The organism is Curtobacterium pomorum (genome assembly GCF_044497295.1).
Taxonomy (GTDB): domain Bacteria; phylum Actinomycetota; class Actinomycetes; order Actinomycetales; family Microbacteriaceae; genus Curtobacterium.
The window spans coordinates 540293-563967 of the sequence record NZ_CP172409.1; the positions used below are offsets into that span (position 1 = coordinate 540293).

The 23675-nt window shown below is 72.3% G+C and carries 26 protein-coding genes; 15 read left to right on the forward strand and 11 right to left on the reverse strand.

Annotated elements, in window-relative coordinates:
• Positions 1–14: 14 nt before the first annotated feature.
• Both ACGH48_RS02640 and ACGH48_RS02645 read left to right on the forward strand, forming a co-directional pair.
• Complete coding sequence (locus ACGH48_RS02640) at positions 15–938, forward strand: AEC family transporter (protein WP_396290077.1); 924 nt, start codon at positions 15–17, stop codon at positions 936–938.
• A 138-nt stretch (positions 939–1076) separates the two neighbouring features.
• Positions 1077–1484 (forward strand): aldehyde dehydrogenase, encoded by a 408-nt coding sequence (locus ACGH48_RS02645; protein WP_396290078.1) that lies wholly within the window; start codon positions 1077–1079, stop codon positions 1482–1484.
• Positions 1485–1493: 9 nt separating this feature from the next.
• Here the strand turns inward: ACGH48_RS02645 and ACGH48_RS02650 are convergent, their stop codons facing one another.
• Together ACGH48_RS02650 and ACGH48_RS02655 are read right to left on the reverse strand one after the other, a co-directional pair.
• Positions 1494–1742, reverse strand: a complete 249-nt coding sequence (locus ACGH48_RS02650) for a nuclease (protein WP_396290079.1) — start codon at positions 1740–1742, stop codon at positions 1494–1496.
• A gap of 113 nt (positions 1743–1855) precedes the next feature.
• Positions 1856–2692 (reverse strand): exodeoxyribonuclease III, encoded by an 837-nt coding sequence (locus ACGH48_RS02655; protein WP_396290080.1) that lies wholly within the window; start codon positions 2690–2692, stop codon positions 1856–1858.
• A 93-nt stretch (positions 2693–2785) separates the two neighbouring features.
• Here ACGH48_RS02655 and ACGH48_RS02660 point away from each other — a divergent pair, with 93 nt between their 5' ends.
• From ACGH48_RS02660 to ACGH48_RS02685, 6 genes are read left to right on the forward strand one after another with little or no spacing between them, the layout of a single operon-like run.
• Positions 2786–3262, forward strand: a complete 477-nt coding sequence (locus tag ACGH48_RS02660; protein WP_396290082.1) for an Asp23/Gls24 family envelope stress response protein — start codon at positions 2786–2788, stop codon at positions 3260–3262.
• Entirely contained in the window at positions 3259–3450 is a 192-nt protein-coding gene (locus ACGH48_RS02665) for a DUF2273 domain-containing protein (protein ID WP_111086173.1), read from the forward strand. Before ACGH48_RS02660 ends, ACGH48_RS02665 begins: the two co-directional genes overlap by 4 nt.
• Positions 3447–3818 (forward strand): hypothetical protein, encoded by a 372-nt coding sequence (locus ACGH48_RS02670; RefSeq protein ID WP_340195726.1) that lies wholly within the window; start codon positions 3447–3449, stop codon positions 3816–3818. The genes ACGH48_RS02665 and ACGH48_RS02670 overlap by 4 nt, the downstream gene beginning before the upstream one ends.
• On the forward strand, positions 3815–4453 hold the full coding sequence (locus tag ACGH48_RS02675; protein WP_396290083.1) for a hypothetical protein: 639 nt from the start codon (positions 3815–3817) through the stop codon (positions 4451–4453). Before ACGH48_RS02670 ends, ACGH48_RS02675 begins: the two co-directional genes overlap by 4 nt.
• The gene (locus ACGH48_RS02680; RefSeq protein WP_396290085.1) at positions 4450–5052 is read left to right on the forward strand and encodes a hypothetical protein; all 603 of its coding nucleotides are present in this window, start codon (positions 4450–4452) and stop codon (positions 5050–5052) included. The genes ACGH48_RS02675 and ACGH48_RS02680 overlap by 4 nt, the downstream gene beginning before the upstream one ends.
• A 7-nt stretch (positions 5053–5059) precedes the next feature.
• Positions 5060–5827 (forward strand): phosphotransferase, encoded by a 768-nt coding sequence (locus ACGH48_RS02685; protein WP_396290086.1) that lies wholly within the window; start codon positions 5060–5062, stop codon positions 5825–5827.
• Between the two features lie 30 nt (positions 5828–5857).
• On the opposite strand, the gene ACGH48_RS02690 is transcribed toward ACGH48_RS02685, so the two are convergent.
• From ACGH48_RS02690 to ACGH48_RS02705, 4 genes are all read right to left on the reverse strand, one after another.
• The gene (locus ACGH48_RS02690; protein WP_396290087.1) at positions 5858–6517 is read right to left on the reverse strand and encodes a hypothetical protein; all 660 of its coding nucleotides are present in this window, start codon (positions 6515–6517) and stop codon (positions 5858–5860) included.
• A 17-nt stretch (positions 6518–6534) separates the two neighbouring features.
• Positions 6535–8358 (reverse strand): alpha/beta hydrolase, encoded by a 1824-nt coding sequence (locus ACGH48_RS02695; protein WP_396290089.1) that lies wholly within the window; start codon positions 8356–8358, stop codon positions 6535–6537.
• A gap of 141 nt (positions 8359–8499) precedes the next feature.
• Positions 8500–9846, reverse strand: coding sequence for a peptidoglycan DD-metalloendopeptidase family protein (locus ACGH48_RS02700; RefSeq protein ID WP_396290090.1), 1347 nt, complete (start codon positions 9844–9846; stop codon positions 8500–8502).
• A 64-nt stretch (positions 9847–9910) separates the two neighbouring features.
• The gene (locus ACGH48_RS02705; RefSeq protein WP_396290092.1) at positions 9911–11578 is read right to left on the reverse strand and encodes a hypothetical protein; all 1668 of its coding nucleotides are present in this window, start codon (positions 11576–11578) and stop codon (positions 9911–9913) included.
• Positions 11579–11664: 86 nt separating this feature from the next.
• Here ACGH48_RS02705 and pyrE point away from each other — a divergent pair, with 86 nt between their 5' ends.
• Together pyrE and ACGH48_RS02715 are read left to right on the forward strand one after the other, a co-directional pair.
• Positions 11665–12216 carry an orotate phosphoribosyltransferase gene (pyrE, locus tag ACGH48_RS02710; RefSeq protein ID WP_071404348.1) on the forward strand — a complete coding sequence of 184 codons (552 nt, stop codon included), beginning with the start codon at positions 11665–11667 and terminating at the stop codon, positions 12214–12216.
• Positions 12213–14474, forward strand: coding sequence for a septum formation family protein (locus ACGH48_RS02715; RefSeq protein ID WP_396290094.1), 2262 nt, complete (start codon positions 12213–12215; stop codon positions 14472–14474). The genes pyrE and ACGH48_RS02715 overlap by 4 nt, the downstream gene beginning before the upstream one ends.
• A 167-nt stretch (positions 14475–14641) precedes the next feature.
• On the opposite strand, the gene ACGH48_RS02720 is transcribed toward ACGH48_RS02715, so the two are convergent.
• Complete coding sequence (locus ACGH48_RS02720; protein ID WP_396290095.1) at positions 14642–15595, reverse strand: aldo/keto reductase; 954 nt, start codon at positions 15593–15595, stop codon at positions 14642–14644.
• Between the two features lie 110 nt (positions 15596–15705).
• On the opposite strand from ACGH48_RS02720, the gene ACGH48_RS02725 reads away from it, so the two are divergent.
• Positions 15706–16350, forward strand: a complete 645-nt coding sequence (locus ACGH48_RS02725) for a HEAT repeat domain-containing protein (RefSeq protein WP_396290096.1) — start codon at positions 15706–15708, stop codon at positions 16348–16350.
• Positions 16351–16648: 298 nt separating this feature from the next.
• On the opposite strand, the gene ACGH48_RS02730 is transcribed toward ACGH48_RS02725, so the two are convergent.
• Positions 16649–17338 carry a metal-dependent transcriptional regulator gene (locus ACGH48_RS02730; protein ID WP_123293578.1) on the reverse strand — a complete coding sequence of 230 codons (690 nt, stop codon included), beginning with the start codon at positions 17336–17338 and terminating at the stop codon, positions 16649–16651.
• A gap of 37 nt (positions 17339–17375) precedes the next feature.
• Here ACGH48_RS02730 and ACGH48_RS02735 point away from each other — a divergent pair, with 37 nt between their 5' ends.
• Complete coding sequence (locus ACGH48_RS02735) at positions 17376–18254, forward strand: lysostaphin resistance A-like protein (protein ID WP_396290097.1); 879 nt, start codon at positions 17376–17378, stop codon at positions 18252–18254.
• 84 nt (positions 18255–18338) lie between these two features.
• On the opposite strand, the gene ACGH48_RS02740 is transcribed toward ACGH48_RS02735, so the two are convergent.
• Both ACGH48_RS02740 and ACGH48_RS02745 read right to left on the reverse strand, forming a co-directional pair.
• A complete protein-coding gene (locus ACGH48_RS02740; RefSeq protein ID WP_396290098.1) occupies positions 18339–19148 on the reverse strand; it encodes a methyltransferase domain-containing protein in 810 nt (269 codons plus the stop codon).
• A gap of 2 nt (positions 19149–19150) precedes the next feature.
• Positions 19151–19948, reverse strand: a complete 798-nt coding sequence (locus ACGH48_RS02745) for an HAD-IIA family hydrolase (protein WP_396290099.1) — start codon at positions 19946–19948, stop codon at positions 19151–19153.
• Positions 19949–20125: 177 nt separating this feature from the next.
• Here ACGH48_RS02745 and ACGH48_RS02750 point away from each other — a divergent pair, with 177 nt between their 5' ends.
• Positions 20126–20812: a TetR/AcrR family transcriptional regulator gene (locus ACGH48_RS02750; protein ID WP_185021231.1), complete on the forward strand. Its 687-nt coding sequence runs from the start codon at positions 20126–20128 to the stop codon at positions 20810–20812.
• Between the two features lie 98 nt (positions 20813–20910).
• The gene (locus ACGH48_RS02755) at positions 20911–21555 is read left to right on the forward strand and encodes a TrmH family RNA methyltransferase (protein WP_396290101.1); all 645 of its coding nucleotides are present in this window, start codon (positions 20911–20913) and stop codon (positions 21553–21555) included.
• A 109-nt stretch (positions 21556–21664) separates the two neighbouring features.
• Here the strand turns inward: ACGH48_RS02755 and ACGH48_RS02760 are convergent, their stop codons facing one another.
• Positions 21665–22672 (reverse strand): LacI family DNA-binding transcriptional regulator, encoded by a 1008-nt coding sequence (locus tag ACGH48_RS02760; RefSeq protein WP_340195877.1) that lies wholly within the window; start codon positions 22670–22672, stop codon positions 21665–21667.
• Between the two features lie 120 nt (positions 22673–22792).
• Between ACGH48_RS02760 and ACGH48_RS02765 the strand changes: the two genes are divergently transcribed.
• Positions 22793–23596: an NAD-dependent epimerase/dehydratase family protein gene (locus tag ACGH48_RS02765; protein WP_396290102.1), complete on the forward strand. Its 804-nt coding sequence runs from the start codon at positions 22793–22795 to the stop codon at positions 23594–23596.
• Positions 23597–23675 lie beyond the last annotated feature (79 nt).

Below are 23675 nucleotides of genomic sequence, written 5' to 3' on the forward strand. Positions count from 1 at the left end.
CAAGGATGGACGCGATGGGTGGCGTGTTGACCGGCTTCGCGATCATCGGTGCGATCATCGCCGGTGGGTACGTCGTCGGGCGCATCGGACTGCTCGGCCCGCACGCGCAGTTCGTGATGAGCCGCCTCGCGTTCTTCGTGCTCATGCCCTGCCTGCTGTTCCACACGATCGCATCCGCCGACATCGAGTCACTGCTGTCGCCGATGCTCTGGGTCTCGCTGGTGAGCGCCGTCGTCGTCGCACTCGGCGCAGCGGCCGTCTTCCGCTTCGTGCTGCGGCGTCCGGTCACCACCACGACGGTCGGTGCGCTGGCCGCGAGCTACGTGAACGCGAACAACATCGGCCTGCCGGTCGCCGTCTACGTGCTCGGGCAGGCGACGGCGGTGGTGCCGGTGATCCTGTTGCAGCTCATCGTGATCGCGCCGGTCGCGCTGACGATCCTCGACGCCGCGACCTCGGGTGCGGGTGGCTGGGGACGCCGGATCTCCGGGCCGTTCCGGAACCCGATCATCATCGCTTCGCTGGTCGGCGTGGTGTTCTCGGCGACCGGCATCACGCTGCCCGATCCCGTGCTCGAACCGTTCTCGCTGGTGGGGGCCGCCGCCGTGCCCGTCGTGCTGCTGTCGTTCGGGATGAGCCTGCACGGTGCTGCGCCGTTGCGGGACCCCGCGATCCGCACCGACGTCATCGTGGCGTCGTCGATCAAGCTCGTGGTGATGCCGGCGGTCGCGTACGTGTTCGCGCGGTTCGTGTTCGGGCTCGGCGACCAGGACGTCTTCGTGCTCACGACCCTGGCGGCGTTGCCGGCGGCGCAGAACGTGTTCAACTACGCGCAGCGCTACGGTGCGGCGGTCCCCGTGGCCCGCGACGTGGTGCTCATCTCGACGATCGGCTCGGTTCCCGTCCTGGTGGCGATCGCCGCGCTGCTGCACCCGTAGCGCGCCCTGGGCGCACCGCGGGACGGACGGGAGGCCCGTGGCGGGCCCGCCACGGGCCTCCCGTCCGAGCGGGGGCGCGCGTACCCTGGCCGACACGGGGCGGACCCGCCTCGGGACCACGACGGACGGAGACCTCCGATGGACACGATGGCGATGATGAAGAACATGTCGATGACGGACATGCCCATGGAGATGGACACGGACCTGATGCAGGACACGATGATGGCGATGAACGCCGCGTCGATGGCCGCGACGATGTGCTCCGCGAGCGACATGCGCATGGGTGGCGAGATGGCGACCTGCGCCGCGATGTGCTCCAACACGGCGATGATGGCCGACACCGGCATGCGGATGATGATGCGTCCGGCGGGCATGGACCTGCCGAGCATGCAGTCGATGCTCATGACCGTGATGACGATGGGCACGATGTGCGCCGCCGAGTGCCGGAAGCACATGGACATGGACGAGTCGTGCCGCTACTGCGCCATGGCCTGCGACGAGATGGTCGCCAAGTGCGAGGCGATGCTCGCCTCGATGTCTGCCTGAGTCGACGGGCTACGCGCTGCGTGCCGTGGTCTGACGACCGCCGGCGCTGAGGATCTCCGCCACCGGGTGGTGGGCGACCGGATCGCCGACCGACAGGAAGGCGTCGGCGCTCGCCACCCGGAGCTGGGTCACGCCGCCGTCCAGGAACGCCACGACGGCGTCGGCAGTGCGGGTCTCGACGACGATGCCGTCGCGCCATGCGGCGGGCGCCGCGTTCGCCATGACGCGCTGGATGGGAAGGATCGTCGCGCGGGACATGGCTTCACCTGCTCTCGAAGGGGTTCGGTGCAGGAAACCTACGTCCGCGCCGTCACGTGCTCAACGGGGGCGGACGCCGGGCGTAACAGAACGCGTCACGAGCGCGTGACCGCTCAGAAGATCATCGGACGGTCGTCGTCGAGCGACGTGTCCAGGTCGAGGTCGACCACCACGGGGACGTGGTCGCTCGGGGCGTCGCCCTTGCGTTCGTTGCGGTGGATCGAGGCATCGGTGACGACGTCGTCGAAGGCCTGCGAGCCCATCACGAAGTCGATGCGCATGCCCTCGTTGCGCGGGAAGCGCAGCTGCTTGTAGTCCCAGTACGTGTAGCCGTCGGGGACGATCGGGCGGACGACGTCCTGCAGCCCCGCCGTCTCGAACGCCCGGAAGGCGGCGCGCTCCGGCTCGCTGACGTGGGTGTGCCCCTCGAAGACGCGGACGTCCCACACGTCGGTGTCGAGCGGCGCGACGTTCCAGTCGCCCATCAGTGCCAGCGGGGTCTCCGGCGACGCCGCGATCCACTCGGCGGTGCGGTCGGCCAGCTGCGCGAGCCAGTCGAGCTTGTACGTGTAGTGCGGGTCGCCGACCTCGCGTCCGTTCGGCACGTACAGGCTCCACAGCCGCACGCCGTCGACGGTGACGCCGATGGCCCGGGCCTCGACCGGCAGGTCCGGACCCTCGTGTCCCTTGAGGAACCCGGGCTGGCCGGGGAAGTCGCGTGTGACGTCCTCCATCGGCAGCCGGCTGGCGAACGCGACACCGTTCCACTGGTTCAGGCCGTGGGCCTCGACGTGGTAGCCGGCGTCCTCGAACGCCTGCACCGGGAACTGCTCCGGCTTGCACTTGATCTCCTGCATGCCGAGGACGTCGACGTCCTCGCGCACCAGCCAGTCGACGATCCGCCCCACTCGGGTGCGGACGGAGTTCACGTTCCAGGTCGCCACGCGCATGGGATCGAACCTACCGGCACGCCCATCCTCGGCCGGGGTACGGCACGATGGTGTTCGCTGGAGCACCAGGAATCGATCGCATCGGAGGCAGCAATGGCATCGACGACGAACCGCGTCGACGGGACCGTGACGACCGGCACCACGACCGGGACCACCACCACCCACGTCACGGCCAAGGGCAAGACGATCATCGACGACACCGTCGTCGCCAAGGTCGCGGGCATCGCCGCACGTGACGTCCCCGGCGTCTTCGCCCTCGGCGGCAACGCTGCCAGGGCCTTCGGCGCCATCCGCGACGCCATCGGCTCGAGCGCGCTCGGCCAGGGGGTCCGCGTCGAGGTCGGCGAGACCCAGGTCGCCGTCGACCTGACGATCGTCGTGGACTACCCGACGCCGATGATGGACGTCGCCACCGCGGTGCGCGCCGCCGTCACGAACGCCGTCACCGAGCTCGTCGGGCTCGAGGTCACCGAGGTCAACATCGCGATCAACGACGTGAACATCCCTGCGCTGAACGGCCCGGTCGACGACCTGGACGGTCGCGACGTCCGCGAGGGCCGGGTCCGGTGAACGCCACCGTCGTCGGGATGGGCGTCGGTGCCCTCCTCGCGATCGTCGCGGTGACCCTCGGGTTCTGGGCGTTCGTCGTCGTCGCCGTCTGCATGGCGGTCGGCGGCCTCGTCGCCCGCATCGTCGCCGGTGACGTCGACGTGCGTCGTCTCGTCGACGTGCTGCGCGGACGCCGGAGCTCGTCGTGACCGGCGCCGCCGTCGCCACGGTCGGCGACAGCGGCGCGCGACTCCCCGGCTCCGACCGCATCGGCACGTCGGCCCTGGTCCACACCGCGCAGGCGGTCGCCTCCGAAGCGCTGCGCGTGGCCTTCCGGGAGGTCCGTGCCCGGGTCGCCGACGACGGTCGCGGCGCGCTGGCGGTCGAGATCACCGCCCCGCTCACCCTGCCCGTGCTGGGGAGCCACGCGGTCCCCGACGAACCCGTCGTCACGAGCGCGCACCGGGCCCGCGGCACGATCGCCGAACGGCTCCGGACCATCACCGGCCGACAGGTGTCCCGGGTGACCGTGACGTTCGCGTCGTCGGTCGTCGACGTCCCGCGGAGGGTCCGGTGACCGCCGTGGACGGCCGGACCGCATCGGTTCCCGAGGCCGGTCCTGCACCGTCCGCCGGTCACGCCGCCACGTACCGGCGCCTGCTCCGCCGGGAGACCCACGTGTCCCGGTCCGGTGCCGTCGTGATCGCGATGCTGGTCACCCTCGTGCTCGCTGCCGCTGCCGTCTTCGCCGGTGCTCTCGTGCTGCTCGACCAGAACGTCCTCGGGGTCGACCCGCGCGCCGTCGTGGACGCCGCCCTCGCCGCGCCGGACGGCCTCGACACCACGCTCGTCGTCGGGATCGCCGCGATCGTCGCACTCGTCGGCCTGGTGCTCCTGCTGCAGGGGGTCCTGCCGCAGCGGCGCCCGCGCCACGCGATGTCCTCCGGCCGGCTCGCCGTCGTGGTCGACGACGAGGTGCTCGCCTCGGCCGCTGCGCGTGCTGCCCGTTCCGCCACGCGGCTCGGGCAGGACGCCGCCGTCGGCACCGTGGGCCGCCGGACCGTCGAGGTCGTGCTGCGTCCGGCTGCCGGTGTCGACGTGCCCGCCGTGGCCGCGACCGAGGCCGTCGAGCGCGAGTTCGCTGCGATCGACGCGCTCCCCGCCCTCGCCGCGCGGGTGCGCGTCCAGCCGACCGGACGGGTGGACGGATGAACGCGACCAACCGTGGCCTCGGCCGGACGGCGCTCGTCGTCGTCGGGCTCGTCCTGTTCGTCGCCGGGGTCGGTGCGATCCTGGTGCAGACCGCCCAGGGCCTGCCGCTCGTGGCGTCCTGGTGGCGCACGGCCGGCGAGGCGCTCGCGGGCCTCGGTACGGACACGTCGCGCGATGACTCCCTGCTGTCGTGGACGTGGGTGCTCGGCGGCGGGGTCGTCGTCGGCATCCTGGCGATCGTGGTGCTGACGACGCTCGGCGGTGGCCGCGAGGGCACCGTCGTCGAGAGCGACGGATCGGCCGACGGTGTCGCTGGTTCGGTACGGGTGGAGTCCACGGCCGTGCAGCACGCGCTGTCGTCGGCGATCGGTGGACTGCCGCAGGTGGCCTCGCTCGCGGTCGACGTGTACCGCGTCCGCGGTGGCCGGGCGATCCGGGTGCGGGTGCGTCCGCGCCGAGGTGCATCGCCGCGCGAGGTCACCGAACGGGTGGAAGCCGTCGTGGCGGACCTGGACGCCCTGCTCGGCGAACGCCTGCCGGTCCTGCTCGAGATCGCGCGCGGTGGGGCCGGGTCCTCGCGCCCGGACCGCGTGCACTAGGACCGTCGTGGTGCGGTCGATCGGCGGGTTACCGGGTCCGGACGCCGTCGTCCCCGTCCCGCGCGTGGTCGTCGATGCCGCCCGGGGCCGCGAGGTCGCCCTGGTCTGGCACAACGAGATCGGCGGCACGACCTTCCGGATCGGCCCCGACGAGCACGCCGACGAGTTCGTGAAGGTCCTGCCGCATGCCTACGGCCGGTGGATCGGCAACGAGGCCGCGCGACTCGAGTGGGCGTCGCGGTACGTGCGGGTGCCCGAGGTGCTCGACCACGGTGCGGACGACGACGGTGTCTGGCTGCACACCCGTGCCGTCCCCGGGTGGAGTGCCGTCGACCCGCGGTGGCACGACGAACCCCGGACCGCGGTGATCGCGGTCGGCGAGGGGCTCCGCGCGTTCCACGACACCCTGCCGGTGGACGACTGCCCGTTCGCGTGGTCGACCGTGGCGCGGCTCGACCGTGCTCGTGCGGCGGGTGCCGACACGGACCGCCTGGGCCCGGAGCCGCCCGGTGACCGCGTGGTGGTGTGCCACGGAGACCCGTGCACGCCCAACACGCTCATCGGTGCCGACGGCCGGTGGAGCGGGCACGTCGACCTGGACGCCACGGGTGTCGCGGACCGCTGGGCCGACCTGGCGGTGGCGACGATGGCGCTGGGGTGGAACTACGGTCCCGGGTGGGAGCCGCTGTTCCACGAGGCGTACGGGGTGCCCGAGGATCCGGAGCGGACGGCCTGGTACCGGGCGTTGTGGAACGTCGATGTCGATGAAGTCTGAGTGACCCGGGGGCGTGCTGTGTCGGCGTGGTCAGATCTTGGGCTTGTTGACGATGGGGTCGTCCCACTCCGGGAAATCTGGGTACACACCCGGGCGGGACCGGTCGGGAAACGTGACGGTCGAGCGTCCGTAGATGGCATCCGAAAGCGCATTGCCGTTGTTGGTCCAGAACAGTTCGCTGTAGACCTCGAGGGTGTAGCGGCCGTTCTCTTGAGCGGTGTAGATGAGTTGCCAGCCATCGCCGGTGTACCCCCGGAGCTCGTGGTCGCCGGTGATGTCGCGTTGCTCGATGGTCCACCCCTGATCGGTGAAGTAGTCGAGCATCGGTTGCAGGTCGCGCTGCTCGCCTGCGGCGACGGGGGGTGACCAGAGTCGTCCGCTGCGCATGTAGTAGCTGTTCTTCGTGTCCGCGCCCGGCAGCGGGGCGACGCCGTCCCCTCCGATCAGCGGCAGGTCGTCGCCGCCGCCCCACTCCCACTCGCCGTCGTGGACCTGGAGCTGGGCATCCTTGAGGAGCCGTTGCATGTGTTCGTAGTGGTCCCCGAAGGCGTCGAACTCTTGGTGGAGCGACATCTCCGCGACGTCGTCCTGTGTCAGGCCGGCTGCGTCGGTGGGCATCTGGTCTCCTCCTGCTGCGCACCCTGACAACAGCCCGAGGGTCAGGGCTGCCGTCGCGATGGTGCGGAGCATCGATTGCATGGTGTTCATCATGGCTTCCCGGTGGCGATGATCTTCGCGATCGACCGCTGTGAAGTCGCATCGGGGGACAAGTAGCCGACACCGCCGGCTTCCGGGTACATGTCGTGGCCGGTGACGGCCTTGGTGCCCCGGGCGGCTTCCGCGCTGAACGTGTCGACGTCGGGTAGATCGCGGGGATCGGTGCGCCCGATCCGGCCGAGGATCGCGGTGTGGTCGTTGGCGCCTTCGGTGGCGTAGACCCGATCGACGTTGAGGTGCTCCGGTCTCGTGGTGTCGGTGAACCCGACCGAGCCGTAGGTGATGAACGAGTCGACTCGGTGCCGGGTCTGCGCGAGTGCCTCGGCCGCGGTGGTGGAGCCGTACGAGTGCCCGAGGACCGTGACGGACCGTGGTGCTGTGCCGCGGCTGTCGTGGATGCCGTCGAGGAAGGATGCGAGGTTCGCCCCGCCCGCGTGCGCGCGGTCCTGCCGCGGAACCTCGATGACACCCGGGGCGCGGTACCCGAGCCAGGACACGACCGCGAAGGAGTCTTCCGCGGATCCTCTCTGCCCAGCCGCGAAGAGGAGCTCGTTGGCGGCGCGGACCTTCTCACCCATGCTGTTGAGCGTGGTCATCGCACCCGGCACGTTGACGGTCACGTTCGACGCGGTGTCCAGATCGCCGAGGACGACTGCGGCGACGAGCGCTCCATTCGAGACGCCGAACCCGACCAGCTGTGCGACCGCTGCCGAGGGCGCCTTCAGGCGACCCGCGAGCTGATCAGCGCGGTTGAGCCCGTCCCGGAGCGCGATCACCTGTTCCGTGAACTCCTCGAGGCTGACCGCCCCGTACGTGTACGCCAACCCCATCAGCCGGTACAGCCGCTCCGGATCCCGCACGGCTGCAGAGAGGACCGCACGGGACGCGATGTCGCGCTGCGCGGCGGGAACCCCGTCGAGCCCCGCGAACTGCAGCTGCGTGGTGAGCGGCAGCGCGCGGACGTCGGCGTCGGTGAAGCCGAGCGCTGCCCAGATCGCTGCGACCTCGGCCGGGGTCAGGGACGGGTCGAGCAACCGTTGGAGTCCGTGTGGGAGCGTCGAGGCAGCGGCAGCGTCGAGCGCGGTGTCCGCCAGGGAACCCCCACCGGCGGCACGGAAGGCGTCCGCGATCCGCTCGATCCACGAGGCGTCCTCGGCGTTCTCGGCGAGGTAGTCGCCGAACCCGCCCGGCAGCGTCGCGCCGTCGACCGGGACCCAGCTGCACCGGCTCGTGAACGCGGTCCAGGCGTTGCGCACCCGGACCATGTCCTGTTCCGTCGAGGCGTCCTGTGCGCGGGCGGTCGCGCTGAACTGCCGCAGCCTGGTCGGGTCGGCACTGCTGCGTCCGCCGGAGCGACCACCGCCGGTGCGCTGGCGTGCCCGGGCGCTGAAGGTCGCGGAGACCGGTGACGGGCGCTTCGGTGTGCTGGACGGCTTCGGGTCGAAGACCGCGCTGCTCCAGTCGAGCACGGGTTGCATCGGCACGCCACCGGCGATGCGCACGAGTTCACGGTCGGCTTCGCGTCGCTGCCACGCGGCCAGGTCCGCCGATCGCTGCCGTTCCTCGTCCGCCTGCCGTTGCACGATGCGGAGCTGATCGGCCAAGCTCTCGAGCTCCTTCGCCAGCCGGACGCGGTCGGCGGACTCCGTTACGCGAGCCGTCTCGAACAGTCGCGCGTACGCACCGTCGAAGTCGAGCAGTGCGGCCTCGGCGGTGCTCCGACGCGGTCCGGCGCTGGCGCGCAGCGTCAGGGCCACCTCGACCGCGCAGCCGACCAACCGCGACGCCGCTGCGTCGTCGAACTCGATCCCCATCGTCCCCCACCATCCAACTGGCCGTTGTGGGAAACGTAGCATTTCAGCAGTTCAGTGTGAAATTGTCCGTGGTGTGCTGTGGAGGAACAGCGGACCGCCGCCCGCGGGGAGCGGACGGCGGTCGGCGTACGAGCGGGCAGGCTAGAAGGCGACGCCCCGCGCGGACATGAACGGCACCGGGTCGGTCGTGGCACCGTTGATGTGCACCTCGATGTGGCTGTGGCACCCGGTGGACTGGCCGGTCGAGCCGACGAGCGCGATGAGCTGCCCTGCGGAGACCTGCTGTCCGGTGCTGACCCGGAACCCGCCGTTGACGATGTGACCGTAGGCCGTCTGCACGCCGTTGCCGTGGTTGATGCGCACGTAGTTGCCGTAACCGCCGTACCACCCGACGTAGTCGACGGTGCCGGCCGACGCGGCGACGATCGGCGTCGAGCAACCACTGGCCAGGTCGGTGCCGTCGTGCTTGATGACGGTGCCGTAGATCGGGTGCACACGGTAGCCGTACGGACTGATGACGTAGCCGCTGGCCGGACGGACCCAGCCCTGACCGCCGCCCGAACCGGCGGAGCCGCCGCTGCCCGAGCCGCTGCTGCCGGAGCCGCCACCGCCGCCGGACGATCCGCCGCCGGCGTTCGCTGCCGCTGCCGCTGCCGCCAGTTCTCGGGCGGCACGGGCTTCGGCCTCGCGCGCAGCCTTCGCCTCGGCCGCCTTGCGGACCCGCTCACCCTTGGCGAACTCGGCTTCGGTCCGGACGCGGCCGGTGGTCAGGGTGGCCAGCTGCGCGTCGAGCCGGGCCTTGTTCGACTGCTGTTCGTCGTAGGCGGTCTGCACGGCGTCGGAGGCGGCCTGCGCTTCCTGCATGCGGGCCTCGGCCTTCGCGGCGAGCCGCTCGAGCTCCGCTGCGGCGCGGTCGGCCTGGGCCTCGAGCGAACGGGTGACGCCGGCGTCGACGGCTGCGGCGGCCTGGACACGCTCGGCCTGTTCGGACAGCTTGCTCAGTGCACCGAGATCGTAGAGCAGGTCGCGCGCATCGTCGCCCTTGGTCAGCACCGAGGTCGTGACGTCGGCGCCGCCGGAGCGGGCCATCTGCGCGGCGAACTGGCCGGCCTGCGCGGCGCTCTGCTCGGCGACCTTCGCGTGCTCGTCGGCCTTGGCGCGGAGCTTCTGCTCTTCTTCGGCAGCGTCCTGCGCATCGGACTGGGCGTCGAAGAACACCTGCCCGAGCTCCTTCGCCTTCGCCTGGGCGGCCTCGACCTTGGCGTCGAGCTCGCTGATGATGCCCTTGATCTCGGTGATCTGCCCCTGCTTGGCCGATTCCTTGCCGCGGGCGTTCTTGACCTCGTCCCACGTGGGGTAGGTGACCGCCTGGGCGGTGGGTGCATCGACGACGACCGTGCCGACGAGGCCCGCGAGTGCCAGTCCGGTGACGGCGAGGCGGAGGCGCACGGAGGCACGAGGGGTGCGGTGGCTGGTGGGGCGAGACATCGAGCACGAGCCTATACATCCGTACAGAGAAGATCGGACGGCGACGCGCCGCTGTGGACAACTCCTAGAACCCGCGTTCCTGACGGATCTCGTCGGCGCTGCCGACCACGTCGCGTCGGAGCACCTCGGCGCCGGCGGTCCCCGCGTAGTCGTAGACGTCGAACCCCGTGCAGTGCGTGATCGTCGCGGGGGCACCGAGCGAGTCCTCGACCGCAGTGGTCCACAGGTCGTGCGACCCGACCACCACGAACGTCGGGTCGGCGTCGCGGTACGCCCCGAGGTCGACCAGCCACGGGTACGTGTCGAAGGTGTCGCGGACCTGCAGCAGCTGCACGTTCCGGGCGGAGTACGTCGCGAGGGGCCGCACGGTCCAGAACTGTCCCACCCCGGTGACCGCCCGTCCGTCAGCCCAGCGGTCGAGGCAGGACGACGGAGTGTACCGGGCGGTGGCGACGGCGTGCGCGGTGCTCGGTGCGGTGGCGACCCCGGCGGCGAGGACGGCGACGGCGGCGATCGCGACGGTGGCCCGGACGCCGCGGAACGGCCGGTGCACGCGGGTGCGGCGGACCGCGGTGCGGGTGAGCTCGGCCACCGCGACGAGGGCCAGCAGCGGTGCGGTGACGACGGGCTCGAGGTACCGCGGGGTCTCCGACCCGACGACGACGACGCCGATCGACGCCGCGACGACGGTCACCAGGGGCAGGGCGGTGGCGACGAGCACGGTGCGCGCGGTCCGGACCCGCCAGGCCCAGACCGTGCCGCCGACGGTGACGAGCACCCCGACGAACATCAGGAGCAGTCCGGCGTCGCCCGCGGCCGTGCCGGCGCGCTCGTCGGTCAGGGCCGCGAAGAACTGCAGGGTCTCCACCGCGCGTGACGGCCGGACGTACGTGGACGGGTCGAGCGACACGAAGGGCTGCAGGGGGATCCGCACCAGGTACCCGACCACCGCCCCGACCGTCACGGTGCCGGACAGCAGCAGGGCGGGGCGCCACGGCACCCGGCGCACCACCGCCAGCAGCACGAGCGTGACGACCACGGGCGCGGCGGACCACGGCACGTACAGCGGGTTCGACGCGGTCGTGCACACCGCGACCAGGCCGAGCACCACGAGCACGACGACCGATGCCCGCCCGACCCGGACGGCACGGAGCACGAGCACCGCGGTGCCGAGCATCGCCAGCACGACGCCGTAGTAGTAGGTCGTGGTCAGCAGCAGGGACGCCAGTTCGAGCGACGTCGCGGTGGCTGACGACTCCGTCAGCACGAGCAGGGTCACGAACGCCACAGCGGCCGCCGACACCGTGATGCGGGCCGCTCGCCCGGCCGACGGCATGAGTTCGTTCGCGGCCGCCCGCACCAGCGCGTACACGGCCAGCAGGACGAGCACCCCGTTCAGCGCCAGCGCCTGCTGCGGGGTGCCCGTGACGAGGGCACAGAGCAGGTAGACGGGGAGCTCGGGGAAGAAGAACAGCGCCGGGGACATCGCCCACTCGAACGGCTGCCCGAGCTGCATCGACCGGTGCACCAGGGGCAGCAGCACCGAGTCGCCGTCGTACCAGAGCAAGGCGACCCGCTCCGTCGCGACGACGTGGCGGAGGGCGACGACGGACAGGGCCAGCGCGACCAGGGCGCCCAGGGCCTCCCGTCCGATCGCCCCGGCCACGCCGCCGGACCGACGGCCGCCGGACGGAGCCGGCGCCACGGCAACGCGACGCGGGGCTCGGGGCATGACCCGGAGCGTACCGAGGGCTGCTCGGGACGACCCCACAGACCGGGGGAGCGCGCTGCGAGCCCGACCGGCTACCCTTGTGCGCTGTGACCGACGCGCGCGAACAGTTGATCCAGTACATCTCCTCCGAAGCGGTGTTCCACGGCGACTTCACCCTGACCAGCGGGAAGAAGGCGACGTACTACATCGACCTGCGGAAGGTCAGCCTGGACCACCGGGTCGCGCCGCTGATCGGACAGGTCATGACCGAGCTCGTGCAGCAGGTGCCCGACGTCTCGGCCGTCGGCGGCCTCACCATGGGCGCCGACCCCATCGCCAGCGCCGTGCTGCACCAGGCCGCCGCACAGGGCCTCACCTACGACGCCTTCGTCGTCCGCAAGGAGCCGAAGGACCACGGCCGCGGCAAGCAGGTCGAGGGGCCTGACCTCAAGGGCAAGCGCGTCGTCGTGCTCGAGGACACGTCCACCACCGGCGGCTCGCCGCTCAAGGCGGCCGAGGCGCTCGAGCGCGAAGGTGCGATCATCGCCGCTGTCGCGGTCGTCGTCGACCGCGACACCGGCGCCAAGGAGACCATCGAGGCAGCCGGGTACCCCTACTTCGCGGCCATCGGGTTGGCTGATCTGGGGCTGACCGCGTGAGCGGGGAGCGTCCGGACGACGCGCGCGACCCCGAGGACACGGCCGGCCCCGCAGCAGCGGCCGACGGTGCCGACGGGGTCGACGGCCAGGAGGCCCGGCGCGCGTCCGACCCGGACGCTCCGTTCCACGGTCTCCGCAGTGCCGCGGACATCTTCGGCGCCCCGCGGGGCGAGGAGGACTGGCCCTCGCGCCGGGAACGCCGCGAGGCCGAGCGGACCGCACGGGAGACCGGCGCACCGTTGCCTGAGCCGTTCGAGGCGGCGGTTCCTGAGTCCGAGGCGCCTGAGCTGGTCGAATCGCCCGCACCTGCAGCTCCGGCTGCTCCGGCCGCTCCGGTGCTGGACGACGGTGCGACGCAGGCCATCTCGATGCCCGAGCAGCTGTCGGCGCCGTCCGAGAGCCCCGACGCCGCCGCCGAGCACGAGCGCTCCACCCTGCACGACCGAATCCCGCCGGCCGCCGTCGTGCCGCCGAACCCGACCGCACCGCACCCCTCGTCGATCGTGCTGCCCACCGCGCAGACCCACCGTGACGAGCGCGCTGCGGCGTCGAAGGCCATCGAGGACGAGCGTCGCCGCGTCGACCCGTTCGGCGAGGGCCGTGCCGACGTCGACTGGCTCGGCCGTGCGACCGGCTCCGGCGCACCCGTCCCGCCCACCGGGCCCGTCGCGCACCAGCCGCTCGGCGTCGAGAACGTGCTGCCCCCGACCGAGGAGCCGCCGAGCTTCACCGACCTGCTGCGGCTCTCGGGCGACGGCCCCACCCCCACGCAGGGCGCCGGGCCGGACCGACCGTTCGACTGGGCCATCCGCGACGACGAGACCGGCGAGGTCCCGACGACCCTGACCGGCGACTCGTTCGACACGACGGCACTCGGCGGCGGCGGCTCGTGGTCGCTGGCGGACGAGACCGACGCCGAGGACGAGGTCGTCGCCGGCGAGGTCGACACCCCGGCCGACGGCGTCCCCCGGGCGCCGCGGACGTTCCCGGTGCCGCCGGCCGTCCCGACAGCTGCTGCGGTGCCGCCGGCTGCTGCCGTGCCGGCTCCCGCCGTGCCGACCGCGGATGCCGCTGCCGGGCGGCCGGTGACCCCCGCGGAGCCGACCGAGGCCCTGGACACGACCCACTCGGCCGCCGAGGGTGACGGGGCGGACGCTGCCACGGGCCTCCCGGACGCCGCGACCACCGCGCTGCCGGTCGCCGGCACGCCCTGGTGGTCCGAACCGGACGCGACCGTGCCGCCGACGGCTGCGCCGCCCCTGGTCGAGCCCGCTGCGTCGCCCGCGTACCCGGCACACCTGCCACCGGCCGTCGGGCAGGACCTGGACGCCGTGCTCGGTCTGCGCCGGGACGACACCGGTGCGCAGCCCGAGGCGTTGCCGGCCGCTGCGCCGGACGACCTGGACCAGTCCGAGTGGGACGGCCGCGAGACCAGCGACACGAGTGCGATCAAGGACCTGTTCGGCACCGAGGCCGTCGGGCAGCTCGGCGGCACGGGCTACGACCCGGAGGACACCGGGACGCGCATGATGCCGGCGGCCGCGGTGCCGTCCGCTGCTGTTCCGTCTTCCACGACCGCCGCCGCGCCGACCGGGGAGCGCGACAACTTCATCAACCAGGGCGCTGCACGCCTCCGGAGCGAGGGCAAGCGCGGCAAGCAGCTGCTCGTCTACGGCTCGATCGCCCTGATCGTCGTGCTCATCGTCCTGGTGTTCCTGCTGTCGAAGTGGATCCTCGGCAACAACATCTCCGACCAGGAGATCGCGCCGACGAAGTCCCCGGCGGCAGCGTCGTCGGCTCCTGCGACTCCTTCGGCTGCGGCGTCCGCCGCCCCCTCGGACGAGGCCGCTGCTCCGGCCGCCACGCTCCAGTTCGCCACCACGCCCGCACTGCCGGGTGAACACGCCTGGACCGACCTGGCCGGCGGGGAGTGCCTGTCGCCGTTCACGAACGCCTGGGCGCAGACCTTCACGGTCGTCGACTGCACGACGCCGCACATCGGACAGCTCACCGCTCGGCTGACGGTGGACGGGGACGCGTACCCGGGGGCAGAGGCGCTCGCGACGCAGGCCGCCGACCAGTGCCAGTCGGACGCGGCGCTGAACGCCTCGGCGGCTGCGGCCGTCGGGGACGTGCAGGTGCAGGGGTCCTACGCGCCGGACCAGGCGACGTGGGACCAGGGCGACCGGTTCATCTCGTGCTTCGTGACGCGGTCGTCGGGGCAGGAGCTCACGGCGTCGTTGGTGCCGGGGGCGTAGGCGGCGGAGGGGCTGCTGCGGGTATCGACGTGGAACGACACCGTCGACGTCGTACGACATCGATCTCGTCGCTGGTTGCGCGCCGGTGATGCCCGCGTGTGCAACGAACGACATCCCCGACGTCGTGCGACGTCGAGGATGTCGTTCGGGGTCGGGCGGTCGACGGGTCAGGCGGTCGCGGGGACCTTCGCCGACACGTCGGACAGGGTCTGCAGCTCGTCGGCGCTGAGCTCGAGCTCCGCCGAGGCCAGCAGTGCCGGCAGCTGCTCGGTGTTCCGGGCGCTGGCGATCGGCGCGACGACGTCCGGCTGTGCCTGCAGCCACGCCAGGGCGACGGTCGCGAGCTCGGTGTCGCGGGCCTCGGCGATGGTGGACAGGGCGTCGACCACGGCGAGTCCCTCGTCGTTGAAGTAGCCCGACACCTGGCCTTCACGGTCCTTGCCGGCGAAGTCCTCCTTCGAGCGGTACTTGCCGGTCAGGAACCCGGCGGCGAGTGCGAAGTACGGCACGACGCCGAGGCGGTGCGCGTGGGCGAGTGGCGCGATCTCGGACTCGTAGGGCTCGCGGGTGACCAGGTTGTAGTGCGGCTGGATCGCCACCGGCTGCGCGAGGCCGTTCTCGGTCGCGATGCGGATCCACTCCTCGGCGCGGTCCTTCGAGTAGTTCGAGATCGCCGTGTAGCGGACGATGCCGTCCTTGACGAGCTGGTCGAAGGCGCGGACGGTCTCCTCGAGCGGGGTCGACTGGTCGTCGAAGTGCGCGTAGTACAGGTCGATGCGGTCGGTACCCAGGCGCTGCAGGCTGGCACGGGCGGCAGCGGCGACGGTGTCCGCGCCGAGGCCCTGGAACCGCGGGTGCTGCGAGCCCTTCGTGGCGATGACGACGTCGTCCCGCTTGCCCGAGGCCGCGAGCCACGAACCGATGACCCGCTCGGACTCGCCGCCCTCGTTGCCGGGAGCCCATGCGGAGTACACGTCAGCGGTGTCGATGAAGTCGCCGCCCGCCGCGGTGTAGGCGTCGAGGACCTGGTGGGAGGTCGACTCGTCCGCCGTCCACCCGAAGACGTTGCCGCCGAGGGCGAGGGGGAACACGTGGAGGTCACTGGTACCGATGCGGGGCATACGGGGTCCTTTCGTGGTCGGGCGAGCGGTCCTCCGTGTGAACCGCTCCGCTGCCGACGCTATGCCCCGACGCTTGACACGGCCCCGGTGGCTGCGGGTTGCATGGAGCCATGACCGTGCTCACCGATGCCCTCGCCGACCCCCGATCCTCGGTCCGCCTGCAGGCCGTGATGGCAGCCGGGACGACCCCGGACGCGGGCGACCTCGACGTGCTCGTCGACCAGTGCGCCGTCGAACCGGACTTCTTCGTCCGCGACATGCTCACGTGGGCGCTCACCCGGCACCCGTCCGACGACGTCGTTGCGCGCGTGCTCCCCGAGCTCGCCCGTCCCGAACCGCAGGCCCGCAGCCAGGCGCTGCACACGCTGTCGAAGGTCGGCGACCCAGCCGCGTGGCCGTCGGTGCGCCCGTTGCTCGCGGACCACGACGACGAGGTGCTCCGGGTCGCCTGGCGGACCGCCGTCGCACTCGTGCCCGACGACGAGCGGGCCGAGCTCGCCCGGACGCTCGCGGTGCAGCTCGGGGTCGGTCCACGAGAACGACGGCTCAGCCTGTCGCGGGCACTGGTCGGGCTGGGCGAGGAGACGGTGGCGCCGGTGCTCGCGGCGGCTGCGGACCGCGGCTCCGGTGCCGTGCGGGACCACGTCGCCGACACCGAGCGGCTGTTGCACGACCCGGACGCTGCGTCAGCGCTCGCCCTCGAGCGGGCTCGGCGCGAGGTGGCGCTCGGCCGCACCCGATCCGCCAACGGGTGAGTGCGGCCGTGGACGTCCCCGGCTGACGGACGGGAGGCCCGTGGCGGACACGGCCACGGGCCTCCCGGTCGTCACGGGGCGGGCCGGTCGCTGCGGGTCGGGCCGGCCTCGGCCACGGGGCTCGCTCGAGGTTCCACAACACGCCGCGTGCGCGACGCCGAGGTTCCACGGATGGCCCCTGGGCGTGGCGAGGTTCCGAGATTTCGGAACCTCACCGGACGGGGAGACGGACGGGCAGACGGGCGGGCAGACGGGCGGGCGGACGGGGGCGGCAGACGGGCGGGCACGCCCGCGCCCGTCAGTCGGCGTCGGGGGCCAGCCAGATCGCGGTCGCGGCGGCGGCCGGCAGGTCGACGAGCGCCTCGGCACCGTCCGCCCCGCGCCGCGACACTGCGATGACCCCGGCGTAGTCCCGCACCCGCTCGACCCGCAGGTGGGTGCCGAGGCCGACCCCGAGCTCGTCGAAGTACCGCAGCAACGAGGGGTCATCGTCCGACACCCGGTCGACGGTCCCGCACGCACCGGGCTCGATCGCACCGAGCAGTGTGCCGAGCGTGGCGGGCACGGTGCCGTCCGCTGCGGGGATCGGGTCGCCGTGCGGGTCGTGCGTCGGGTGCCCCAGGTCGGCGTCGACCCGGTCGAGGAACCGCTCCGACACCGCGTGCTCGAGCGCCTCTGCCTCGGTGTGGACCTCGTCCCACGTGTAGCCGAGACGTGACACCAGGAACGACTCGATCAGCCGGTGCCGCCGGACCATCGCCACCGCGACCTGCTGCCCGAGCGGGGTGAGCACGACGCCGTAGTACGGGGTGTGCTCGATGAGGCCGTCGCGGTCGAGCTTCTTCAGGTTGCCGGACACCGTCGAGGCCGAGACCTTCAGCGTCGCCGCGATGTCCCGCGTGGCCAGTCCGGCGCCGCCACGCTCCCCGGCCTTCCAGATGAGCTTGACGTAGTCCTCGGCCATGGTCGACAACGAGGGCAGGCGCATACCGCCAATCGTACGGCTGCACTGGTACAACCGGGACGTGCACCAACCCCGACGTCGCCGCTGGCCGGTCCCGCCCTCGCTGCTCATCGGCCTCGCGCCGCTCGTGGTCTTCGCGGCGATCAGCGCGTGGCGGTCGCGGCCGAGCGACGACTACCCGTCCCTCGGCCAGACGGTCGACAGCGTCGTCCGTGCGCTGGTGATCCCGGAGGGCATCGCCGCCGTCGCGCTCGCCGTGGTCGTCACCGGCCTCGGCTGGTGGCGGATCGCGACCGTCGACCGCACCCGGACGCCACTGCGGTGGTCCGCGCTGGCCCCGGCCCTGGTGCTCGTGGTGTGCCTGGTGCGGCTGCCCCTGATCGACTGGACGGCGCTGCCGGCGCACTACTTCCTGCTGCTCACCGTCGGGGTGCTGTTCGTCGGGGTGTTCGAGGAGCTGATGGCCCGGGGCATGCTCCTGGTCGGGCTGCGTCGCCGGGTGCCCGAGTTCGGGGTGTGGGCGCTGTCGTGCGTGCTGTTCGGGCTGCTGCACCTGCTCAACGCGCTCGCCGGAGCCGGGATCGGGCCGACGCTCATCCAGGTGGTGTTCGCGGCGTCGTTCGGCTCCACGCTGTACGTCGCCCGACGGGTCACCGGTTCGTTGCTCGTCCCGGTGCTGCTGCACGCGTTCTGGGACTTCGGGTCGATCGGGTACTCCGCGACCGCCGATCCGTCGGACACCGGTCGTGTCGTCGTGCTCGGTCTGATCGGACTGTTCTCGTTCGCCGTGCTGGGCTTCGGGATCGTCGCGGGCGGCGTGGTCGCGTGGCGCGACGACCGTCCGCGTCGCCTGGCGAAGCGGTGGCGTTCCGTCCCGCCGATGGCGGCCTTCGCCCTGGAGGCTCGTGGCGACCTGGCAGCGCCGGCTGCGGCCCGGTAGCCGCCCGGCTCCAGAGCCCGGCGCGCTTCCGTGCCCGGCTCGCCCGGCCCGGCGGGCGCGGCGGCGCCCGGCGGGAGCCGTCCGTCAGGGCTTGCGGCCGACGGCGAGGACCCGGCGGAACGGGTACACGGTGCCGTGGGCGCTCGCCGGGTACGCCTCGCGCAGCGCCGCCCGGTACCGGTCGACGTACTCCGCCGTCAACGCACCGGAGGGGTCGGCGGCGTCGAGGGCAGCCAGAGCCGGTCGCAACCCGGTGCCGCGCACCCAGTCGAGCACGGGGTCCTCGCCCGGCAGCAGCTGCGCGTAGGTGGTGTCCCAGGCGCGGGCGACGAACCCGGCGTCGAGCATGATGCCGAGGTAGCCGGCGGGATCGAGCACCGGGTCCGACCGCAGCACACCGTCGAGCGCCGGGGCCCACGGCCCGGAGGCCCCGATCGACCGCATCAGCGCGTGCGACGGGGACCCGAAGTTGCCCGGGACCTGCATCGCGAACCACGACCCGGACGGCATCGCGTCGAGCCACCGCGGCAGCAGCGCCACGTGCGACGGGACCCACTGCAGCGCCGCGTTCGTCACGACGACGTCGTCGGTCGGCCCGGGCGTCCAGTCCTCGATCGCCCCGAGCTCGAACGACAGGTTCGGCAGGTCCGCCAGGGCGGGGTCGGTCCCAGCCGACGCGAGCATCTCCGCCGAGCTGTCGATCCCGACCACCCGCGACGAACGCCACCGCGCTGCCAACGTGGCGGTGAGGGCCCCGGGACCGCAGCCGAGGTCGACGACGCGACGCGGGGCCTCCCGAGTGTCCGCCGACCACGCGACCTGCGCGACCAGGTCGTGGAAGGGACGCCCCCGGTCGTCCGCGAACGCGGCGTACCGCGACGGGTCCCAGCGCACCGCTACAGCTCGACCTCGAAGGGGGCGGTCCGGACGAGATCGTGCACGCCGGAGATGACCTCGCTCGGACGGAACGGGTAGCGGTCGATCTCGGCCTGGTCGCTGATGCCCGTCATCACGAGGACGGTGTGCAGCCCGGCCTCGATGCCGGCCTGCACGTCGGTGTCCATCCGGTCGCCGATCATGCCGGTGTTCTCGGAGTGCGCGCCGATGCGGTTCATCGCCGAGCGGAACATCATCGGGTTCGGCTTGCCCACGACGTAGGGCTGCTTGCCGGTGGCCTTCTCGATCATCGCGGCGATCGCACCCGTCGCGGGCAGGACGCCCTCGGCGCTCGGGCCGGTGGCGTCGGGGTTGGTGACGATGAAGCGGGCGCCGTCGCGGATCAGGCGGACGGCCTTGGTGATCGCCTCGAACGAGTAGTTGCGGGTCTCGCCGACGACGACGTAGTCGGGGGCGGTCTCGGTCATGATGAACCCGGCCTCGTGCAGGGCGGTGGTCATGCCGGCCTCGCCGATGACGAACGCCGAGCCACCCGGCATCTGCGACTTGCAGAAGTCGGCCGTGGCGAGGGCGCTCGTCCAGATGCGCTCCTCGGGGACGTGGATGCCGGACCAGCGGAGTCGCGCGCTGAGGTCGCGCGGCGTGAAGATCGAGTTGTTGGTCAGGACGAGGAACTCGGTGCCCTCGTCGAGCCACTGCTGGATGAGTTCGGGGGCACCGGGGAGCGCCTGGTTCTCGTGGACGAGCACGCCGTCCATGTCGGTCAGCCAGCACTCGACGTCGTCGCGGGTCGCCATGGCCTCACCCTACTGCGCACCCGTGACGGCCCGGCTCGGTGTCGGCTCGGAGAAGGCCGGGAGGCACGGATCGGCTCTTGCGCGTCGGCTCCGGACCCGAGAAGGTCGAGTCACCGAATGCCACTCGGCTTTGCCCTAGGCTTTTCGGGACACGTACCGAATCAAGGAGAACCCGCCGTGCTCGTCGAACCCGGATCCCCGACCGCCACGCCCCGCCCCACCGCGGTGCCGGACCTGGTCGAGGAGGCGCCGCGACGACGCCGGGGCCGGCCCAACGTCCTGAGCCGCGAGCAGGTGATCGACGCCGCGACCGCGATCGCGAACGAGGACGGTCTGGACCGGTTGTCCTTCCGGGCGCTCGGGGTGCGGCTCGGCGTCGCGCCGATGACCGTGCACCGGACCATCGGCGGCCTTGACGACCTGCACGCCGAACTCGTGCGCCGCACGGTCGACGAGTTCACCGCCACCTTCGTCTGGCCCGACGAGTGGCACGCGGTCGTCCGGGTGTTCGCCAGGACCTTCCGCGACCTGATGCGCACCCACCCCCTGGTGCTCGAGTCGCACAGTCGGCGCGGAGCCCTGGTGTCCACCGAGTCCGACGCCGTCGTGGCGAAGGTCGTCGGGGCGCTGTGCGACGCCGGGCTGCCCGAGGTCGAGGCGATGTACACGTTCTTCGTCGTGTACGACTTCGTGGTCGGGCACACCTCGGTGCAGATCGGGCGAGGCGACGACGACACCGGGCGGCCGGAGCGGCACACGCTCGTCGGGCAGATCCTGGGGGAGCACTCGTACGACGCGCGCTTCGACCTGGGACTCGACGTGCTCATCGCGGGCATCGAGTCCCGCGTCGCCCGGACCGCCTGATCCGTGGCTTCGGAACCAGGTTCCGGACATGGAACCGCGCAGATCCGCGGTGATGTGTCCGGAACCTGGTTCCCCGCGCCCGGCCGTACGCTGGAGCGGTGACCACTGCGCCCGAACCGTCGCACGAACTGACGACGAACGGCGTCGGCCCGCACCCGGAACCCTGGCCGGACGATCCGCGCCTCGACCCGGAGCTGCTGGCGGCGGGGGACTCCCGGAACGTGCTCGACCACTTCCGGTACTGGTCGATGGACGCCATCGTCGCCGAGCTCGACACCCGCCGGCACGCCTTCGACGTCGCGATCGAGAACTGGCAGCACGACCTGAACATCGGGTCGATCGTGCGGAGCGCCAACGCCTTCCTGGCCGGCACGGTCCACATCATCGGGCGGCGGCGCTGGAACAAGCGCGGGGCGATGGTGACCGACCGGTACCAGCACGTCCGCTACCACCCGGACGTCGAGGCGTTCCTCGCCGCGATGGCCGACGAGCAACGCCCGGTGATCGCGATCGACAACACCCCGGGCGCCGAGCGAATCGAGACCGCGGCGATCCCGGAGCGGTGCGTGTTCCTGTTCGGTCAGGAGGGTCCAGGGCTCACCGACGAAGCGGTGGCCGGTGCCTCCGGACACCTGGAGATCACGCAGTTCGGGTCGACGCGGAGCATCAACGCCTCGGCGGCGGCCGCGATCGTCATGCACTCGTGGATCGTGCAGCACGCCGCGTTGCCGGACGCTTCCTGAGCAGGAACGGTCGGGTACGGGCCCTGGACCCGACCATTCCTGCTCACGAAGCGGGCGTGGCGGGCGTGGGGCGGGCCTCCCGGTCGGGGTGTCGGCGGGATCCGGCGCGTCAGCGCGGGGCGGTCGTGCGGCGCGCGACGAGGCGGGGTTCGACGAGCGACTCGGTGGCCGCGAGGCCCGGGTCCGCGATGCGCGCGAGCAGGCGTTCGCCGGCGCCGCGGCCGATCTCGACGCTGCGGTCGTCGATGCTCGTCAGGCCGACGTAGCGCGTCGCGGCGACGGGAGTGTCGTCGTAGCCGATGACGGAGACGTCCTCGGGCACGCGGAGTCCGCGCTCGGCGAGTTCGGACAGTGCTCCGAGGGCCATCACGTCGTTGGCGGCGAACACCGCGGTGACGTCCGGGTGCTCGTCGAGCAGGGCGCCGAGGGCGCGGGACCCGGCCTCTTCCGTGGGCTCGCCGGGCAGGACCGCGACGGCGACGGTCACCGGTCCGGCTGCTGCGGGCGCTGCGGCTGCTGCGCCCTCGAAGCCCGCGCGGCGCTCCTGCGACGCCGCCGAACCCGCACCGAGGAACCCGAGCCGCGTGTGCCCCAGGTCGAGCAGGTGGGCGGCAGCCATCCCGCCACCGGCACGGTCGTCGTTCGCGACGGTGTCCGCGCGGGGGATCGACACGCGCCCGCCCGCGATCACGACCGGCATCGACGCGGGGATCGCGAGGTCGGTGGTCGGCTCGCCGGCGATGACGATGCCCTCGACGCGCATGGACAGGAAGCCCTCGACCGGCGAGGCGTCGAGCCCCGTGTTCAGGAACCGGTCCGCGACGACGAGCCGGTGGCCCTGGTCCTGCAGCGCCTCGCGCAGGCCGGTGAGCAGGTCGACGAACCACTGGTTCCGGAAGTCGTCGAGGACCACGCCGATGGTGCGGCTGCGGGTGCCGGCGAGCGACACCGCCGCGGTGGAAGGACGGTAGTCGAGCTCCTGGATGGCCGTCAGCACGGCGGCCCGGCGCTGGTCGCTCACCCGAGGGGAACGCTGCAGGACCAAGGAGACGAGGGACTTGGAGACCCCGGCGCGTGCGGCGACGTCGTAGATGGTCGCGGGCTTGCCGTCTCCCATGATGCGCTTCGACCTCCGTTGGCTCGTGCGTCGATCGTAGCGGGCGGCGTGACACGGGCGGTCACGCTGTGGTCGACCACCTGAGGGAACTGCTCGTGCGCCGCGGGTAGCGTCCGCGGCATGGCGACGCTGCTCATCACCGGGGCCGCAGGACGCATCGGGGCGGCTCTCCGGCCCAGGCTCCTGGCGGCCGGACACGACCTCGTCCTGCTCGACGAACGGACGCCCGACGACCCGGTGTCCGCCGGGGAGCGGTTCGTCTCCGGCTCGGTGAACGACCCCGCTGCGTTGGACGACGCGCTCGCCGGGGTCGACACCGTGGTGCACCTGGCCGGTATCCCGACCGAGGCCGCGTGGGACGACCTGCTCGCGGCGAACCTGACCGGCACGAAGAACGTGCTCGAGCGGGCGGCGGCAGGCGGGGTGCTCCGGGTGCTGCTCGCCAGCTCGATCCACGCGGTCGGCCGGGTCCCCGAACCGCTCGACGAGCCGGGCAGCGTGCCGGGCGATCGACTGCCGCGGCCGGACACCTACTACGGCGTGACGAAGGCCGGGATGGAACTGCTCGGCAGCTTGTTCGCCGACCGGTACGACATGTCGATCGTCTCGGCGCGCATCGGGGCCTTCGGGGAGCACCCGTCGTCGTCGCGAGCGCTCCTGATGTGGAGCTCGCCCGACGACCTGGCGCGCCTGGTGCTCGCGACCGTCGACCTTCGCGAACCGGGGCACCACGTCGTGTGGGCGCTGTCGCGGAACACCGGCTCGCCCGCCGACCTGACCGCCGGGGAGCGCATCGGCTTCGTTCCCAGCGACGACGCGTCCCACGCGCTCGACCCCGACGCTCGGGCGGACCTGCCGCCGGAGGACCTGCGGTTCCTCGGCGGCGAGATGGTGTCGTTGCCCCTCGGGCGCAGCACATCGTGAGCAGAAATGGTCGGGTGGCCTGACGCCACCCGACCATTTCTGCTCACCATGCGAACGCCCGGCGCCGCGCCCGCCCGCG

Excerpts from the sequence above, each read along its gene's own strand:
- ACGH48_RS02640 (WP_396290077.1), top strand. The coding sequence starts at position 15 with ATGGGTGGCGTGTTGACCGGCTTCGCGATCATCGGTGCGATCATCGCC.
- ACGH48_RS02645 (WP_396290078.1), top strand. The coding sequence starts at position 1,077 with ATGGACACGATGGCGATGATGAAGAACATGTCGATGACGGACATGCCC.
- ACGH48_RS02650 (WP_396290079.1), bottom strand. The coding sequence starts at position 1,742 with ATGTCCCGCGCGACGATCCTTCCCATCCAGCGCGTCATGGCGAACGCG.
- ACGH48_RS02655 (WP_396290080.1), bottom strand. The coding sequence starts at position 2,692 with ATGCGCGTGGCGACCTGGAACGTGAACTCCGTCCGCACCCGAGTGGGG.
- ACGH48_RS02660 (WP_396290082.1), top strand. The coding sequence starts at position 2,786 with ATGGCATCGACGACGAACCGCGTCGACGGGACCGTGACGACCGGCACC.
- ACGH48_RS02680 (WP_396290085.1), top strand. The coding sequence starts at position 4,450 with ATGAACGCGACCAACCGTGGCCTCGGCCGGACGGCGCTCGTCGTCGTC.
- ACGH48_RS02690 (WP_396290087.1), bottom strand. The coding sequence starts at position 6,517 with ATGCTCCGCACCATCGCGACGGCAGCCCTGACCCTCGGGCTGTTGTCA.
- ACGH48_RS02695 (WP_396290089.1), bottom strand. The coding sequence starts at position 8,358 with ATGGGGATCGAGTTCGACGACGCAGCGGCGTCGCGGTTGGTCGGCTGC.
- ACGH48_RS02700 (WP_396290090.1), bottom strand. The coding sequence starts at position 9,846 with ATGTCTCGCCCCACCAGCCACCGCACCCCTCGTGCCTCCGTGCGCCTC.
- ACGH48_RS02705 (WP_396290092.1), bottom strand. The coding sequence starts at position 11,578 with ATGCCCCGAGCCCCGCGTCGCGTTGCCGTGGCGCCGGCTCCGTCCGGC.
- ACGH48_RS02720 (WP_396290095.1), bottom strand. The coding sequence starts at position 15,595 with ATGCCCCGCATCGGTACCAGTGACCTCCACGTGTTCCCCCTCGCCCTC.
- ACGH48_RS02725 (WP_396290096.1), top strand. The coding sequence starts at position 15,706 with ATGACCGTGCTCACCGATGCCCTCGCCGACCCCCGATCCTCGGTCCGC.
- ACGH48_RS02730 (WP_123293578.1), bottom strand. The coding sequence starts at position 17,338 with ATGCGCCTGCCCTCGTTGTCGACCATGGCCGAGGACTACGTCAAGCTC.
- ACGH48_RS02745 (WP_396290099.1), bottom strand. The coding sequence starts at position 19,948 with ATGGCGACCCGCGACGACGTCGAGTGCTGGCTGACCGACATGGACGGC.
- ACGH48_RS02760 (WP_340195877.1), bottom strand. The coding sequence starts at position 22,672 with ATGGGAGACGGCAAGCCCGCGACCATCTACGACGTCGCCGCACGCGCC.
- ACGH48_RS02765 (WP_396290102.1), top strand. The coding sequence starts at position 22,793 with ATGGCGACGCTGCTCATCACCGGGGCCGCAGGACGCATCGGGGCGGCT.